Below are 17,157 nucleotides of genomic sequence, written 5' to 3' on the forward strand. Positions count from 1 at the left end.
CTTGTGCGCTCCTGTTTCGTTCCTCATAGCCGCCTGCCTAGGCCTGTTCGCCGCGGCGCAGGTTCCCGCCATCGCGGTCGATCCGGCGGCTGGGGCCAAGAAGCCCACCGCCGCCGTCCCGGCAGAGGTGGCACGGCAGGCAGAAAAGGACGCTGCTGCGCTGCGGCAGGACAATAAGCCCTCGCCGGCGAAAATCGCCGGCCTGGTTCACCACTACGCGCCCGCAGACTGCAACACCCCGACGCCGAAAAAGCACACCGCGAGCTGCCAGGCGCTGGTGCGGACGACATCCGACCAGCGCGTCATGGTCAGAGCGGCCGGGCCGCCGTCCACCGCCTTGACCCCCACGGACATCCAGTCCGCCTACCACCTGCCGGCCACCGGCCAGGGCCAGACCGTCGCGATCGTGGACGCCTATGGCTACGCCGACGCGGAGGCCGATCTCAGCAAGTACCGCGAACAGTTCGGGCTGCCCGCCTGCACCACGGAGAACGGGTGCTTCCGCAAGGCCGACCAGCGGGGCGGCGTCAACTACCCGCCGGACAACGTTGGTTGGTCGCTGGAGACCGCTCTCGACGTTGACGCGGTCTCCTCGGCCTGCCCCGCCTGCCACATTCTGCTGGTCCAGGCGGACAGTGCGAGCGTGGCCGACCTGGGTGCCGCTGTCAAAACCGCGGTGAAGCTCGGCGCCAAGTTCGTGTCCAACTCCTACGGTCTGGCGGACGCCAATGCGTCCGAGCTGAGCGGGGCAGACTACGACCATCCCGGTGTGGTGGTCACCGCATCTTCCGGCGACACCGGCAACGAGGTCATCTGGCCGTCCTCCGATCCGAATGTCGTCGCCACCGGCGGTACGCTGCTGACCCGTGCCCCCGGCACCACGCGTGGCTGGACGGAAAACGCCTGGTCCGGCGCCGGCAGCGGCTGCTCCACGTTCGAGCCGCAGCCGGACTACCAGAGCGGATCGGCGACGAACTGTCCGCGCAGAGCGACCGCAGACATCTCTGCGGTCGCCGACCCGCAAAGCGGTCTGGCGGTGTTCAACTCGCTCAACGACGGCTGGCTCCAGGTGGGCGGCACGAGCCTGTCCTCGCCGCTGATCGCCGCGATGTACGCACTGGCGGGAACCCCGGCCGCGGACACGTACCCGGTGACCTACCCCTACGCTCACCAGAGCAAGGGTCTCTTCGACATCACCGAGGGCGTCAACGGCGCCTGCGGCGACGTGCTGTGCGAGGCCGGATCCGGCTGGGACGGGCCCACCGGACTCGGCACACCGGACGGCGTCTCCGCCCTCGTCCCGGCTCCGTCCGGAGTCGTGAACGGCCGCGTCAGGGATCAGACGACCGGTACGCCGCTCGCAGGGGCGACCGTCACGCTGACGGACAAGGCCGACCAGTTCCTGTCTCACGCCAAGACGGACAGCACAGGCGCCTACCGCGTCACCGTCCCAGCCGGCACCTACGACGTGTCGGCGTCGCTCTTCGGCTACGGGACCGGCACCCGTAGCGACATCGCCGTGACCGCAGACCACACCGCCACCGCAGACATGGCGCTGACGAAGACACCGAACCACAAGGTGACAGGCAAGGTGACCGACGGGTCCGGGCACGGCTGGCCGCTCTACGCCAAGATCACCATCGACGGCTACCCGAACGGGGCGGTGTACACCGACCCGAAGACCGGCGCCTACTCGGTGGACCTGCCCGAACAGGCCGACTACACGATGCACCTCACGCCGGTCTATCCCGGATACAGGTCGTCCGACTCCACGATCAAGATCGGTACGGGCGACGTACAGCACAACATCTCCGCAGCCGCGGACCTCGAGCAGTGCACCGCGCCCGGATTCGCGTACCCCGCACAAGCCGACTTCGAGGGCTGGACCACGGATCCGAAGTACGGTTGGACCGTCACCAACAAGGACCCCTCCGCACTCGGCTGGCAGTTCGACGGGTCGTGGAACCTCATCGGCGACGCGGGCTTCGCCGTCGCCAACCCCTACGGCACCGGCGGCAAGGCGCAGGACACGGCTCTGATCTCGCCGCCGTTCGACCTGACCGGGCAGAAGAATGCCGACCTGCGGTTCAACGCGCTGTCCTTGCTGCCGGCGGGCTCCGAGGCGGACGTGTCCGTCACCACCGACGGCGGCGCAACCTGGACGCGGGTATACCAGGGCGAGGCCGAATTCTTCGGACACGTCGAGGTCCCGCTCACCAAGGCCCTGGGCCACCGCAATGTCCAGGTCCGCTTCCACTTCAGCGGCGACGGCCAGTCGATTTTCGAGGTGTCCAGTGTGTCGGTCGGCCAGTGCCGGACACTCGGCGGCGGGCTGATCCAGGGCAGCATCAGCGACGCCAACACCCATCAGCCGATCAACGGCGCCACCGTCAAGAACACTTCCGCCGACGCCGTGGACATGTACGCCACCGCAGTCAGCACCGCCACCCCGAACGACCCCACCCTGCCTGACGGCTTCTACTGGCTGTACGGCTCGAAGGCTGGGCAGAACACGCTCACCACGACCGCTCCGCGGTACGTGACGGCCAAGGCGACCGTCACCGCCTCCGACACGGTGCACACCTACAGCCCCGCGCTGCAGGCGGGACGGTTGAAGGTCGCGCCCGGCAAGGTGTCGCTGAACACCGCACTGGGCGGCAAGGCGAGCCAGGACATCACGCTCACCAACACCGGACACGCGCCGCTCAGGGTCACGGTGGCCGAGCAGAACGCCCCTGCGCCCGACGCCGCCACGAAGCCGGCCCCGGCCGACGGATCGTGGCAGACGCTGCCCGACTACCCCGAGCCGGTCAGGAGCAGTGTCGTCGGTTCGTACCGGGGCAAGACGTACTCGGTGGGTGGAATGGACAAGATGTGGGGAGGGCACGTACTCAGCCACGGTTACGTGTACGAACAGGCCGCCAAGTCCTGGTCGCGGATCGCCGACCTGCCGCAGCCGCGGAACTCCGCCACCGGCGCGTTCGTGAACGGCACGTTGTATGTGGCCGGCGGCTTTGGCTACGACGCGAGCGGGACCGTCGGATGGACGTCCACCACCTACGCGTACCACCCGAACAGCGACAGTTGGTCACGGGTCGCGGATCTCCCGCAGGCACTGGCTGATGCCGCCGTCGCGGTACTTGACGGCAAGCTGTACGTGATAGGAGGAGTCCCGGCCGACGGGTCATCGAGTTCGACCGTTTACCGCTACGACCCGGCTCGTAACACCTGGAGCCGGATCGCCGACTATCCGGTCGCCATGAGCGCCGGCGGATGCGGCGGGATCGACGGCGGCATCGTGTGCGCGGGCGGCCTGAACGATTCGGACGGGCACGTCACTGCCTTGGCGAACACGTACATCTACCACCCGAAGACCGACACCTGGACGCGGGCCACCGACATGCCGCACACCCAGCTCCGCGGGTCGTACAGCTCCGCCAACGGTCAACTCCAGGTCGTCGGGGGCGTGGACGAATCCCCGTTCGACTTGACGGCGACGACCCACCGCGCCATGCAGTACGACCCGGTGGCCAATGTCTGGACCGACCTGCCCAGCGCGCCCGAAGCGGTCGCCGATGCCGGGCATGGCACCGGCTGCGGGCTTTCCCAGATCGGTGGGACGGCTGATGCGTTCGGGATATCCACCACCACCGGTGCAGCGATGCTGACCGGGTTCGACCAGTGCGGCGGCGACGACGTCAGCTGGCTGTCGCAGAACAGGACGACCGTGACACTGAAGCCCGGTCACTCCACTCGGGTCCGGGTCTTCGCTGACGCCAAGGCCCTCCCGGCACCGGGCGACTACGCGGCCAACCTGTCCATGATCACCGACACGCCGTACGTGTACCAGCCCGTCCCGGTCACCCTGAAGGCGAACGCTCCTGCCTCCTGGGGGGAGATCTCCGGCAAGGTCACCGACGCGGCAACCGGCAAGATCCTCCCAGGAGCGACGGTTGCCCTGTCACATGAGGGCAAGCACCTCATCACGGTCACGACCAACAGCCGCGGCGTGTACGACGTGTGGCTGAAGGCGACCGTGCCGACCATCACCGTCACCGATGACGGATCCGGCAAGCGCAGCAAGAAGGTGAGTGTGAAGCGCGGCAGCCTCACGAAGGCCGACCTCGCCCTGCCGAGCAGCTGACCGACGCCCCGGCGTTCCGATGCGCCGACCACTGCGTACCGAAACACCGACGCACACACGGGATGCCCCCGCCGGAGACCTCCGGCGGGGGCATCCCGTGTGTGCCTCGAACCTTGGCGAGCGCGCCTCCGGCTTCCGGGAGGTGCCGGGGCATTTCAGTGCCGGCCGGCGGCCCGGCGCCCTGCCAGAGCCGGCTCATACGAGTGACCATCGACCCGAGCCACCGAGAGGCCCTGCCTTCAGGCGCTTACAGCTGGAAGATCACCCGACCAGAACCCCCGTTGGGCTCCGTCGTTCCAAGATCGGTTGAGATACGGGTTCTCAATACAACTCGTCGCGCGGCAGGCCCCGCCTGCCGTGTTCACCGTGGACGTCAGGCATCGTCTCGGCGCTCCGTTGACACCCCTGTCGATTGCTCTGCCCAGACGGTCTTTCCCTGGGTTTGGAAGCGGGTACCCCACTGGTCCGCGAGGCTTGCGATGATGAACAGTCCTCGGCCGGTCTCGTCGATCGTGCGGGCATGTTTCACCTGCGGAGCACTGGTCGCGTTGTCGCTGACCTCGCAGGTCAGCATCCGCTCGAAGATCAGGCGTAGTTGCAGGGGCGGAACACCGTAGCGGACCGCGTTGCCGACGAGCTCGCTGACGATGAGCTCGGTGGTGAACGCCGTCTCCTCGTCCACCCCCCAAGCCTCCAGTTGGCGGCGGGCCGCTGCGCGGGCGACCGGTGCGGCCTCGGGGCCCGCGGGCAGCGAGAGGGTCAGTACCCGATCTTTGGGCAGCGCCTTCGTGCGGGCGAGCAGCATCAGTGTCTCGCCGGCCCGGTTGCCGCCTGCGAGTGCGTGCGCGATGTCGTCGCGCAGGTCCGGCAAAGGCGCTGTACCGGCTCCGTCCAGGAGCGGGCGAAGTGGACCGGACGGCGCCAGGACCTCGTCCGCGAGCGCGCCCGTGCCCATCACCAGAGTGCTTCCTGCGCGGAGGCTGACGGTGGTCGCGGGGAATGGGGCGTTGCCTGTTCCGGCGAGTAGGGGCCCTGGAGGGACGGGCAGACCGGCCGAGGTGCCGTCGGGAAGGGCCACGACCGGCTCCGGGAGGCCGGCGCGGGCGATGGTGCAGGTGAGTTCGACCGGGTCGTAGACCGCGATGACGCAGCCGGCGATGAGCGGCTCACGGCTCAGGGGATCCATGGGCGGCAGCGTTGCGCGCGCGGCCACGAGACGGGCTGCGGTGTCGCTGAGGCGGGCCAGCAACTCGTCGGGCTGCAGGTCCAGGGCGGCGAGTGTGTGGATGGCCGTCCGCAGGAGTCCCATCGTGATGGCCGCGGCGATACCTTGCCCTGCCACGTCGCCGACGACCAGCGCGGTCCGTGCGCCGGGCAGCGCGATCGCGTCGAACCATGCGCCGCCGCCCTGCGGAGCGGGAAGGTGCAGTTGGGAAACGTCGATGGTGGTATGTGTGGCCGGTGGTTGGGGGAGAAGCCTGCGCTGGACGGTTTGCGCGATGATCCACTCGCGCATGAACTGGCGGGCGTTGTCGATGCAGAGCGCAGCATGGGCACACACTGCGGACGCCACCGCGACGTCCTCCTCTTCAAAGGGGTCTTGTTGCTGGTGGCGGTAGAAGCTGACCACGCCCAGAGCATGGCCGCGCAACGCCAGCGGCGCCACGATCAGGGAGTGCGCACCGGATTGCCTGATGACTTCGGCTCGGGCCGGGTCGGCGGCCAGCCACGAGCTGTCCTCCTCGATCGACACGAGGCGCGGCCGAAGGTCGGACAGGACCTCCGAGAAGGGGGTGCCGGTCGGCAGGGGGGTAAAGACTCCGACCGGCAGGGAGCGGACGACTCCGGCTGGATGACCCGCCGCGATTTGGCCTTGGAAGGCTGTTCGGCGTAGCGGGACGTCCCGGTGGACGGGCACCGGCGGGGGTTCGTTTCCGCGGATGACGTCTTCGATCACTTCGACGTCGGCGATGCCGGCGAAGGCGGGCACCACCGCCTCGACCAGTTCCTGGCAGACGGTGCCCACGTTCAGCCGGTGCCCCACTCGTGTGCGGACTGCGTCCAGGAGGGCCAGTCGGTTCTGTGCGTTCTCCCGCTCGGTGACGTCGACCGCGGATGTCACCAGTCCGAGCACACGGTCGTGGGAGTCCTCCAGGCGGAAGCAGGAGACGGAGTGGATACGGTGCGTGGGCCTACCCGGTGCCTTGACGTGCCGGACGAGCCGGTTCACCACCGGTTCGCCGCTCTCCAGGACCCCCTGCGCCACGGCGGCTTCTGCCTCGGGGTCTGCGAGTTCCCACGCCTCGGTGAAATGCTTGCCCAGCACCGGGGTGTTGCTCAGCCCGTCGGCGGCGGTGCTCATGCGGACCACGCGCAGCTGATTGTCGAGGACGTGCAGTGCGAGCGGGGAATGGGCGAACATGGCCTTCAAGATCGCCACGTCCTGCCCCGGCACGGTGTCCGCCGCCGAGAGCACCTGCCACATCACGGAAGTACCTCGCAGCACCGGCTTGACCAGCACCGAGGCCGTCTCCGAGAACCTTTCCCGCTGCCGTTCGCCGCCGGCGGCGGCCTCACTCATGAGCGTGGCCACGGACCTGCCGACGGCCTCCTCGGCGGACCACCCGAACAGCTCCTCAGCCGGACGCCCCCACTCGACCACCCGGCCACTGTCATCGATGAGTACGAGCACGTCACCGCTGGGCATTCGAAAACACCTCCGCCGCCATCCCTGCCCACCCCGTGCAGACGACAGGCTCACTCATCCGGCAGCTACACCGATTGGCTCAGCCCCCCTTTCCGTAACACATGGGCGCACCGTCCCTCACCGCAGAAGTAGGCATGCCCCAGCGCGCGAGCCAGGATGACCATCTGTTGGTGACTCTCACCTTGCTGCCCGCAGCGGTTCTCACTCTGCTGTCGTGGCGGGTGTCGTACATAGCTCCTGGCGCGATGGGCTCAAAGTTGTTGCGTCGGAATATTCCAACAGCTGCGTTCGGCCCGGATGGGATGGTGAAGCGTCGCGTCTCAGCTGATCGGGAACGTCAGCAGGGGCAGACCGCTGCGGCTGTGGCCACGACGACGGCTTTGCCGCTGCGCCCCTCGCAGTCGCCCCATGCCTGGGGCGGGGGAGGGGCCCGCTTGACGTTGCGCTGTATCCGCCCGTCGGCGGCGTGCTGGGTACGGCGCTGGTAGGCGGCGCGACGTACCGCGAAGTGGAGGGAAGATTCTTCCTGCAGTCCTGCGCGGCCAAGACGGCATACGACCATCATCCGTGAGACCGCCGCCGTGCCAGAAGCGTGTTCTTCTCGTGGTTCTACCGGTACGGCCGTGCAGCTTGCACGGTGGGGGACGGAGACCGGCGTAACAGTCATGGAGGGAAAGGAAGTTGATCTGGGAGGCGACAGTGCCGACCCGAGCAACGGTTCGGTACACGCCGTCAAGTGAGCGCTGGAGCACGCCAAGTGCTGTCCCCGGCTGGCCGACGTCCGCAGTGAGTCAGGGCCGCGGTCTGGGTCGGGCGATGAGTACGGAAACGTCGTCGTGGTCGTCCGGATCACACAGTGTTTCCAGGAGCCGGTCGCAGGTTTCTTCCAGGGAGAGGTCGTGGCCGTCGAGTACGCGGAGGAGGAGGTCGAGGCGTTCGTCGATGGTGTCGCGGCGTGTTTCGACCAAGCCGTCGGTGTAGAGGACCAGTTGATCGCCGGGGCGCAAGGGCACGGTGGTCGTTTCGAAGGGGACGCCGCCGACCCCGAGGGGTGCACCAGATGGCAGGTCGAGCAGTTCGGGGAGCCCGCCTGCAGGTGTCAGTGCGGGGGGCAGGTGTCCGGCCACGGCGATGCGGCACCGGTCGCTGTGCGGGTCGTATTCGGCGTAGATGCAGGTGGCGATGTAGGGGTCCAGACCGGCGGTGATCTTGTCGAGGCGTTGCAGCACCTGGGCGGGCGGGAGGTCGAGGTCAGCCAGGGTCGCGGTGGCGGTGCGCAGGCGGCCCATCGTGGCGGCCGCATCGATGCCGCTGCCCATCACGTCGCCCACCACGAGCGCGGTCTTGTCCTCCGCGAGGGGGATGACGTCGAACCAGTCGCCACCGACCTCGGTAGAGGTTCCGGCGGGTTGGTAGCGGGTGGCGACCTCCAGACTCTCGGGTGGCGTCGGCTGGGGCAGCAGGCTGCGCTGGAGCGTCACCGCAGTGTTGCGGACGCTTTGGTACAGGCGCGCGTTGTCGAGGGACACTGCAGTTCGGCTGGCGAGCTCACTGGCCAGGGTGACGTCGTCCGCGTTGAAGGGCAGTTGATTGCGGCCGCGCATCAGCCCCAGGACGCCGAGTGCCCGGCTCTGGGCGGCCAGCGGTATCGCGAGATAGGAGTGGATGCCGACACTGGCCAGGACAGCGGCGGCTCCGGCGTCCCGGGCGATGCGCGCCAGATCCCACTCGTCCACGCGAGTCACCATGATCGGCTGACAGGTCCGTACGCATTGGGTGGGCAGTCGGTCGGCTTCATAGCTGACCGGTTGGTCGGCCGTGCCGACGGCGCCGGTCGCCTCGGCGAGGTAGGCGGCCTTCACAGCGAGGGTGCGAAAGAGCGCCGGGCCGCTGTCGGGTGTCGCGGGGCGGCGGTCATCCAGGGCGGAGTCGAGTACGTCTACGACCGCGACGTCGGCGAGCTCGGGCACTGCGACGTCAGCCAGCTCGCGGGCGGTCTGTTTCATGTCCAAGGTGGTACCGATACGGGCGGAGCCCTCGGCGACCTGGGCCAGGCGCTGCCGGGCCTGGGCCGCCGCTGTGATCGCGCCGTGCCGATCGGTGACGTCCACCACCGACGTGGCGACACCAAGAACCTGGCCGTTGGAATCCTCCAACCGGTAGACGGAGACAGACCAGGCATGATCGTTGTCAGGGTCGGCCGGGGTGCGGCCAATGGTGTACTTGTCAACCTGAGGGCGTCCGGTCTCGAGCACTTCTCTGACTGCCGCCTCGGACGCGTCGACACTGGCGGAGGGCAGGACCTCGCGGAAGCCCCGGCCGAGGTGGTCCTCGGCAGACAGCCCGTGCATCCGTTCCATCGCCGGATTGACGGCCACATAACGCAGATCGGTGTCCAGAACCTCCAGCGCGACCGGCGACTGGGCGATCAGCTGCGTGGACAACGCCACGTCCCGCTCCACCTCGCGCAGCGTCGACGCATCTGTGGCAACGCCCAGGGCGTAGACGTCCCCCTGCTTGTCCGGCAGCCGGGTGCTGTGGAATTCCACCAGCCGCGTACTCCCGTCCTTGTTGCGGACGGGAAAGACCCCGGCCCAGCTCTGGCCGGTCTCCATCATCTGCTCGCACTTACCGGCCACCAGGCCCATGTACGGGTCATGGACCAGTAGCTGCGCCGCGTGCCGGCCCAGCACTTCCTGCGCGGAGTAGCCGAACAGTTCCTCGGCCTGCGGGCCCCACAACACGAACCGCCCGGCCGTATCCAGCGCCACCACCGCCACACCGAGCGCATCCAGCACCCCACTCGGCAGCTCCAGCCGGAGGTCGGACGAGTCGCTGGCGGCACTGAAAGATCCCGCTTCACTCATCCCAGGTGCTCCTTCCACCTGCCAGGGCGACGCGCGCCCAGCGCAGGCCCTGGAGCTGCAGTGCTGGGATGTTTTTCGGCCTTTCTGGTGCTTCCATAGTCTCCTGAGACGACCGACGACGCACAGCGCCGAGCGAGGACGTGTGGTCACGTAAGAAGCTCTATACAGGTACGACTGGTTCACCCCAGGAAGGCACCTCTCAGCCGGCTCATGGTAGCCACGGACTTGTCGCAGCGGCCCTCGGAGTTGCCCCAGGAACAGCGGGCCCGGCCGCACCCTTCTGCGACGGCGGCCTGCGACATACGCGTCCTGCGGCACACGCCGCCCGGCACCTTGCACTATCGGGCGGGCGGGAGCTGGTCGTCGGGCACGTCGACGGGAACGGCCTGCGCCTGGACAGCAAAGTCGACAACGTCGGAAATTGATCCCTCGTGCGCGGTCGCACCGAAGTCGCTGCGCCGTAGCCGCCCCGTAGCGGAGGCTCCCACGCGGGTTATCCCGAAGATGTCAGTGGCCGGTTCGGCGGTGGCGGCCCACCAGGTCCACCTGGCGGGAGGCGCCGTGCAGGGTCAGCCCCACCGTGAGCAGGTACCTGTCCGGCACGTCGGGCCGGACCTCGACCGCCCGCACCTTCCTTGAGGGTAGGTCGCTGCATCGAGGAAGTCGGGCCGAGGCGGCGCTGCGCCACGACCGGCGACCTGACGTGCGCTCATAGGCGCCGCGCGGCCAATGCCGTGTCCCTGGCGGGCAGTCGGCACCGCCTTGGGGCATCGCCGTCACTCTCAGTGCCGCCTCCTGGACTCATCGGCGTTTGGGTAACTCTTGCGATGGCGTGATCCGCTCGCGGTCCGGCACATCCCCACTGAGAGCAGTGCCATCCACTGTCCTCCCGCCGAGCCAGGCGAGGAAAGCAAGGTTGACGGCGCAGACCAGTTCCGGGGCCTTGGCCGCCAAGGGGTGGAAATGGCAGTTGCGCAGCCACAGCAGGGTGGGGGCGGTGCGCTCCGGCTCGTACCCGAACTTCTCAAGCATTTCGGATGCCAGGCTCAGCCCTTGCATACCTGGGGTGAGCACCACGACCTGCGCGACAGGGCTGATCATCGCGGTCGTGGTGATGACCGCCAGCGCCCACGACAATCAGGTCGGCACCGCGCTGCTGTCGAAGGATCTGGGGCGTGCCCCGGGCACATCCTCGCCTGACTGGGTGATGGCCCGCGCGGGGCGAGTGTTGGCGTTGGCGTAATCGGAAACTTGGACCAGTCTCGTCGAGGAAGGGAGGCCCCGAAACATGGCCGTGCACGTTTTCGAATCCCCGCGTGGCGCCCGCGCTGGACTGCGGTTCCTGGTACTCGCCGCGCTGACCGCTGCCCCTGCGTGCTCCAGCGGTTCGGCCCTGGCCCCAACCGGGAGTCCGAGTCCCATCGACAAGCACAAGGAACTCGGCATGGACACCCACCTCCGGGTCGGCGGGAACGGCACGGCGTCCCCAGCGCCCGGCAGTGCCGCAGCAAACGCGACCGGGCAGTAGCGATGGCTGCCGGACCTGGCGACCGCCCGCGCCGCAACACGATCACCCGTGTGCTGCTCCAAGTGGTGACCGCAGCCGCCCTGGCGGTGAACGCCTACGTGCACGCCGACCTCGCCCACGCCTTCGATCCGATCGGGCAGCAGATCAGCCAGGGAACGCTGTTCCGCCTCGAAGCCGCCGTGGCGTCCCTGGCCGCGCTGCTGGTCCTGCTCCTCGGTCGCCGGCGGCCGGTGTGGGCGTTCGCCTTCCTGGTGTCCGTCTCCGCCCTGGGCGCCGTGCTGCTCTATCGGTACGTGAACGTGGGCGCTCTGGGTCCGCTGCCGAACATGTACGAGCCGGCCTGGTGGCCGAAGAGGACCGCCAGCGCGATCGCCGAGGCCGTCGGCGCCGTGACCTCGCTCGCCGGCTTCCTGATCACCGGCCCGCCGCGCTCTACATCCACTCGGGCCGGCGCTCCTCGGGGCGACAAGGCCGACGGCGTGGGCGGCTGATCACATGCCACGCCTCGCCCCGCGCACCGAATCCCGGCAGCTCCTTGGGCTGTTGTGGCTGTTGCTGCCCCTGGCGGTGACCGCCGCCCTGCTCTGGTAGGGCCGAGTACACACCCCGGAGTACCGGCGCAGCCTCTTCGGGGTGCACGGCCACGCCGTCGTCCTGCTCAAGGCCCAGCTGGGCAGCGCTCTGTTGGGCCTGGCGCTGATCCAGCTGCTCCTCGCGCTGTGGATGTACGGCCGACTGCCCGGCCTGCGCGCCGCGCCGCACCCGGTGCCCACCGTGCACCGCCTGATCGGTATGGTCGCTTTCCTGTTCTTCGTCCCGATCGCCCAGCAGCGCATCATCGCCCACGGCGTCAGCCTGACCGGGACCCGCGAGGCGCTGCACTCGCTCGCCGGCTGTTTTCTCTACGGGGCCGTCGTCGCCAAGGTCGTCGTAGTGCGCCACCGCCGCTGGCCGGGCTGGGCGCTCCCGCTCGCCGGTGGCGCGCTCGTTACGGTGATCGCCCTGGTCTGGTACTCGGCGGCGTTCTGGTACCTGGGCGGCTACCAGGCGCCCGGCCTGTAGGCGGACGGCGCCGGTTCGGTGCCGTTGTCGGCCACTATCGGCAGTGGTCGCAGCTCGCCAACCCGCCGCCTTCCCGAGGTGCGAGGTGACCGGTTCGCGCGAAAGCCGTTCCGTTCCTTCGGGGCGTTGGTGCCGCCGGTCTTGAGGTGCCCGGCGCCGCCGAACCTCGCGGCCGGGGGCGGCACCGCCCCTCAGCGCCGGGGCGACGTCGACCGACTGCGGGCCCGGCCCGCAGGTACGCGCCTTATATCCGTGCGTGCGGCTGACGCCCTTAAGGTGACATATGGGGCATGTATGAAAAAAAATGGCACTTAAAATACATGGTGCTGAAGACAGGCGAGAGGAGTGCGCCATGATCGCCAAGCTGCTCGGCAAGCTGTCCTTCACCCGCAACTACGGTGCGTACGGCGGCCACGACTGGGGCACGCACACCGGCGACGACAGGGTGTGACCGCACTGCCGGCGGGAGCTCCCGGGCGCCCGCCGGCTCCCGGCCATGGTGCCGACGACATCGGCCTGACAGGTACGAGAAGTCAGGGGCGATCTCATGGGCCGACTGAATGAGCCGCCGCGGTTGCCCGAAGGCAGCTTCGCGGCCTGGAGCCGCGACCGGCTACCAATGGCGCGCCGTGGCGCTGACGAGTGTGGGGACGTCTGGCAGCGGCCGGATCCTCCCTCGTTGCGCGCGGAGTGGCGCTGGCTTTAAGGGTCTGCAGCTCCCACTCCCTGTGGAGGTCGGGGTGAAAGTTGTCGTTGATCTTTCCCGATGTAAGGGGTATGCGCAGTGCGCGTTCCTGGCTCCGGAGGCGTTCCGGATGCACGGTGAGGAAGCGCTCATGTACGCCCCGAACCCCGACGACGCCCAGCGCGACCAGGTGCTACGCGCCGCGGCGGCCTGCCCGGTCCAGGCGATCCTGGTCGACCAGATGGAGGCGCGGCACGCACCGGCGGAGGCGTCGCCGTCATGACCAGTGCCGACAACCTGCGTGCGTTCAAGCGCGATGGCCGCATCGTGGTCGTCGGGGCTTCGCTGGCGGGGCTGCGGGCCGCGGAGGCTCTGCGAGACGAGGGTTTCACCGGATCGTTGACCATGATCGGTGACGAGTTGGGCGAGCCTTACGACCGGCCTCCCTTGTCCAAGCAAGTACTGACTGGGTGGGTGCCGGCCGGGGGCACCGCTTTGCCCCGCCGTCGTGGCATCGATGCGGAGTGGCTGCTGGGCGTGCCCGCCAGCGGGCTGGACCTCGCGACGAACCACGTGCGTCTCGCCGACGGGCGTGAGGTTCCCTTCGACCGGGTGCTGATCTCTACCGGGGTCCGGGCCCGGCCGTGGTTTGTCGAGTCCGAGGCGGCCCTGGACGGAGTGTTCGTCGTACGTACGCGCGAGCATGCCGAGAGCCTGCAGCGGGCCCTCGCCGCCGGGCCCTCCCGTGTGCTGGTCATCGGTGCGGGATTCACCGGCTCCGAGATCGCCTCCATCTGCCGAGAGCGGGACATCCCGGTGACCGTCGCCGAACTCGCGCCGGCCCCTCTGGTCGGGGCGCTCGGCGCCATGATCGGCGAGGTTGCGGCCGACATGCAGCGCGCTCACGGCGTCGACCTGCGTTGCGGTGTCAAGGTTGCCCGGCTTGAGGGCGACGCGCAGGGACGGTTTCGCCGTGCTCACTTCGACGACGGCAGTACGGTCGACGCCGATGTGGCGGTGGTGGCACTCGGGAGCATCCGCAACACCGAGTGGCTGCGGGAGTCGGGACTGGCGGCGGGCGTGTGGGGAATCACCTGCGACACGGGCTGCCGCGCCCTCGACATCAATGGCCGCGTCACCGACGACGTCTTCGCCGCGGGAGACGTGGCACGTTGCCCGAACCCGATCTACGAGTACCGGCTCATCTCACTGGAGCACTGGGCCAACGCCGTGGAGCAGGCAGAGGTCGCGGCACACAACATGGTCAGTGCCCAGGCGGACCGCTGGCCCCACCTGTCCATCCCGCTGTTCTGGTCGATCCAGTTCGGCGTCAACATTAAGTCCGTCGGCGTGCCGACCTTTGCCGACGAGGTGGTCGTCACCCAGGGATCGCTGGACGACCACCGTTTCGTCACCGCATATGGCTATCGGGGCCGCGTCACGGCTGCCGTGAGCTTCAACAACGCCAAGTGGCTGGACCACTACCGACGGCTGATCGAGACGGCAGCACCTTTCCCGCCCCCCTGCCCCACGCCGGACCAGCCGGCCGACATGAAACCGGTGCCCGTCGGCTTCCCCGGCCCCGCCCTGCTCACGCAGGGCGCCACGGTGGTCGTCACAGGCCATGACCCGGGTGAGTGCCGCGTCACGGCCGTGCACCAGCATCGGCAGGAGGAAGGCCAGACGACCACGACCGGGACGCCTGGCACGCTGCAACGGATCTTCGACTACTCCGCCCGGGCCGACCCCTACCCGCTGTATGCCGAGTTGCGCAAGACGCCGGTGGCTCGGCAGGAGGACGGCAGCTACGTCATCAGCACCTATCGCGAGATCACGGACATACTGAATGACCCGCATCTGAGCTCCGACCTGCGCAATCTGTCGCGTCCGTTGCCCTCAGCCGAGGAAGGGGCCACGTCGTCGTTCATCCACATGGACCCGCCCAAGCACGATCGCCTGCGGCGTATGGTGATGCGTCACTTCGGCCCCCCGCACACCCCTGGGCTGGTGACCGGACTTGAAGGCTTCCTGACCGCCACCGTCGGCAGCCTGATCGACAATTTGGCGGGCAAGGAGCAGATCGACGTCGTCGACGATTTCGCCTCCCCGCTCCCCGTAACCGTGATCTGTCACTTGCTCGGCGTGCCACGCGAGGACGAGCCGAGGTTCCACCTCTGGGTGAACGACATCATGAACTCGATCGACTACAACCCCAAGACCGACCCGAAGGAGAAACTGGACAAGGGCGTACAGGCCCGCAAGGACTTGCGCCAGTGCCTCGGCGAGCTGGTGGAACAGCGCCACGGCCGGCCGGGAGACGGCCTGCTGTCACGGCTGGCCAACGACGACGGGCCCGACGGTCGGATGGCCGACGCCGAAATCGTCGCCACTGCCAGACTGCTCCTCATCGCCGGCCATGAGACCATCGTCAACCTCATCACAAACGGCATGTTGACGCTGCTGCGCCACCCGCAGGTGCCGCAGCGACTGCGCGACGAACCGGACCTCGTCGTGCCGCTGGTCGAGGAACTGCTGCGCTACGAGCCCTCCGTGCAAATCATTCCCTGGCGGGCGGCGTACAGCGACGTCACTGTCGCCGACACCGTCATTCCCCAGGGCTCGCGGATCATGCTCATGCTGGCCTCAGGCAGCCGTGATCCGAAGCGCTTCCACGATCCGGACCGCTTCGACCCGGATCGGCGTGACAACCAGCACCTGGGGTTCGGCAGCGGCATCCACCTGTGTTTCGGCGGCCCGCTGGCCCGGCGGGAAACCCAGATCGCGCTGACCGAGTTGGTACGCCGGCTCGACCACCCCAGGCTGGTTACCGATCCGCCGCCGTACCGGCCCAGCCCCGTTCTTCGGGGTCCGATCCATCTGGACATCGAGCAGGGTGACGGTTGACGCGGCAGCCGAGGGCAGTTGCAAGGTCGCGCCGCGGACGGCCCGGTCGACTCTGCATTCGACAGCAACCCGCTACCCTCCTCGGTCTCGCAGCCGTCGGCCTGCACCTGCGTGCCACCGTGCGCGGCTGAGGACAGCCCCGCTTTCGGCGACAGACCGCCTGCACCCGCCAACAGCGAACGTCGATCAAGTCCGAGTATCGTTCCGCACACGCCCGGACGACCTGCTCACGGCTCGCTCATCGTGTGTCGCTGGTCGAACTCGTCGGCGAGCATGCCCATCATGACGAGGTCGTGATGCCTGCCAGCGAAGAAAACGTGTTCCCGTAAGCGCCCCTCCTCGGTGAAGCCGAGCCGACGAAAAAGTGCCAACGACGCCTCGTTGGGGGCCAAGACCGCCGCCAGGCACTTGTGATAGCGCCGTTCGGCGAACATGAAGCGCAGCAACAGCATCACGGCTTCCGCCGCGTAGCCCTTGCGTCGGTGGCTGGCGCCGATCACGACATCGAACTCGAACCAGCCCGAACAGCGACCGGTGCGATGTGAGCCGACCGCGCCGACCAGCTCCCCCGTGGCCGTCGTTTCGACCGCCAACCGGAAACGGTCGTCATCGCACTCGGCAACGGCCTGCTCCTTCGCCCAGGCACGATAGCTCTCGGCGGACCGCGGCAGATCCAACCGGCCCACTCGCCGTCCGTCATCGTCCGCGAAGCGCGCGAACACCGTCCAGTCATCGGGCTCAATAGCGCGTAGGCGCACCCGCCTACCGGTCCAGGACGATGCCATGCCCTATTCGATCACGCTGCACTGCGCGCGAGGCCAACAGGCACGCCGAGGCGGCGCTGTCGGCCCCGTGCCAGATGCGTGCCAGTTGGGGCGGTCAACACCGGACAACAGTGGTCGGTCACGGACAGCGTCCGAGGCCGAAAAGCCAGGCGGCCCCTGACCATAGTTGCTGGTCAGGGGCCACCCCACGCGGAGAGCGTGGGATTCGAACCCACGGCATGGGGCACCATGCGACAGTTTTCGCAGCTGCTTCGTCATTTCCATCAGGCGGTCTTCCGGCACTCTGCCGAGTGCCGTCCGGTCCTCGCCGATGACGCGCTGCCATGCGTCGCCCTGAGCTGCCCCGAGTTTCGTAGAGTCCGATCTTGATGGTTCAGGCGGGTGTTGTCAGGTTGAGCGGGGCCCTTCTCCGGTGGCATGATCATCTGTACGGTCGGATCGTCTGGAGGGGCTGCTCGTGGACGCGCCGTCGTAC

Annotated in this window: 9 protein-coding genes and 3 pseudogenes; 7 read left to right on the forward strand and 5 right to left on the reverse strand. The window is 68.4% G+C overall.

The window, feature by feature from the left end:
- Nucleotide 1 precedes the first annotated feature (1 nt).
- Nucleotides 2–4,144, forward strand: coding sequence for a carboxypeptidase regulatory-like domain-containing protein (locus ACWCP8_RS38490; protein WP_451121084.1), 4,143 nt, complete (start codon nucleotides 2–4; stop codon nucleotides 4,142–4,144).
- 373 nt (nucleotides 4,145–4,517) lie between these two features.
- Here the strand turns inward: ACWCP8_RS38490 and ACWCP8_RS38495 are convergent, their stop codons facing one another.
- The 4 genes from ACWCP8_RS38495 to ACWCP8_RS38510 all read right to left on the reverse strand — a co-directional run bounded on the left by ACWCP8_RS38495 (nucleotide 4,518) and on the right by ACWCP8_RS38510 (nucleotide 10,819).
- Nucleotides 4,518–6,851, reverse strand: a complete 2,334-nt coding sequence (locus tag ACWCP8_RS38495; protein ID WP_451121086.1) for a SpoIIE family protein phosphatase — start codon at nucleotides 6,849–6,851, stop codon at nucleotides 4,518–4,520.
- A gap of 791 nt (nucleotides 6,852–7,642) precedes the next feature.
- Nucleotides 7,643–9,718, reverse strand: a complete 2,076-nt coding sequence (locus ACWCP8_RS38500; RefSeq protein WP_451121088.1) for a SpoIIE family protein phosphatase — start codon at nucleotides 9,716–9,718, stop codon at nucleotides 7,643–7,645.
- A 507-nt stretch (nucleotides 9,719–10,225) separates the two neighbouring features.
- Nucleotides 10,226–10,348, reverse strand: coding sequence for a hypothetical protein (locus tag ACWCP8_RS38505; protein ID WP_352271930.1), 123 nt, complete (start codon nucleotides 10,346–10,348; stop codon nucleotides 10,226–10,228).
- Between the two features lie 171 nt (nucleotides 10,349–10,519).
- Entirely contained in the window at nucleotides 10,520–10,819 is a 300-nt protein-coding gene (locus tag ACWCP8_RS38510; RefSeq protein WP_352271928.1) for a hypothetical protein, read from the reverse strand.
- Between the two features lie 187 nt (nucleotides 10,820–11,006).
- Between ACWCP8_RS38510 and ACWCP8_RS38515 the strand changes: the two genes are divergently transcribed.
- The 6 genes and pseudogenes from ACWCP8_RS38515 to ACWCP8_RS38540 form a co-directional block, all read left to right on the forward strand.
- Complete coding sequence (locus ACWCP8_RS38515; protein WP_451121091.1) at nucleotides 11,007–11,246, forward strand: hypothetical protein; 240 nt, start codon at nucleotides 11,007–11,009, stop codon at nucleotides 11,244–11,246.
- 2 nt (nucleotides 11,247–11,248) lie between these two features.
- On the forward strand, nucleotides 11,249–11,737 hold the full coding sequence (locus ACWCP8_RS38520) for a hypothetical protein (protein WP_352271925.1): 489 nt from the start codon (nucleotides 11,249–11,251) through the stop codon (nucleotides 11,735–11,737).
- A gap of 112 nt (nucleotides 11,738–11,849) precedes the next feature.
- Nucleotides 11,850–12,308 (forward strand): annotated as a pseudogene (locus ACWCP8_RS38525) (DUF6529 family protein); the annotation flags it as partial.
- A gap of 740 nt (nucleotides 12,309–13,048) precedes the next feature.
- A complete protein-coding gene (locus ACWCP8_RS38530; RefSeq protein WP_451121093.1) occupies nucleotides 13,049–13,276 on the forward strand; it encodes a ferredoxin in 228 nt (75 codons plus the stop codon).
- Nucleotides 13,273–14,643, forward strand: a pseudogene (locus ACWCP8_RS38535) (NAD(P)/FAD-dependent oxidoreductase); the annotation flags it as partial. The gene ACWCP8_RS38530 and the pseudogene ACWCP8_RS38535, both read left to right, overlap by 4 nt.
- A 270-nt stretch (nucleotides 14,644–14,913) precedes the next feature.
- Nucleotides 14,914–15,897, forward strand: a pseudogene (locus ACWCP8_RS38540) (cytochrome P450); the annotation flags it as partial.
- 227 nt (nucleotides 15,898–16,124) lie between these two features.
- On the opposite strand, the gene ACWCP8_RS38545 reads toward ACWCP8_RS38540, so the two are convergent.
- Nucleotides 16,125–16,682: a GNAT family N-acetyltransferase gene (locus ACWCP8_RS38545; protein ID WP_451121095.1), complete on the reverse strand. Its 558-nt coding sequence runs from the start codon at nucleotides 16,680–16,682 to the stop codon at nucleotides 16,125–16,127.
- Nucleotides 16,683–17,157 lie beyond the last annotated feature (475 nt).

The sequence above is a fragment of the Streptomyces sp. NPDC002206 genome, assembly GCF_053593595.1.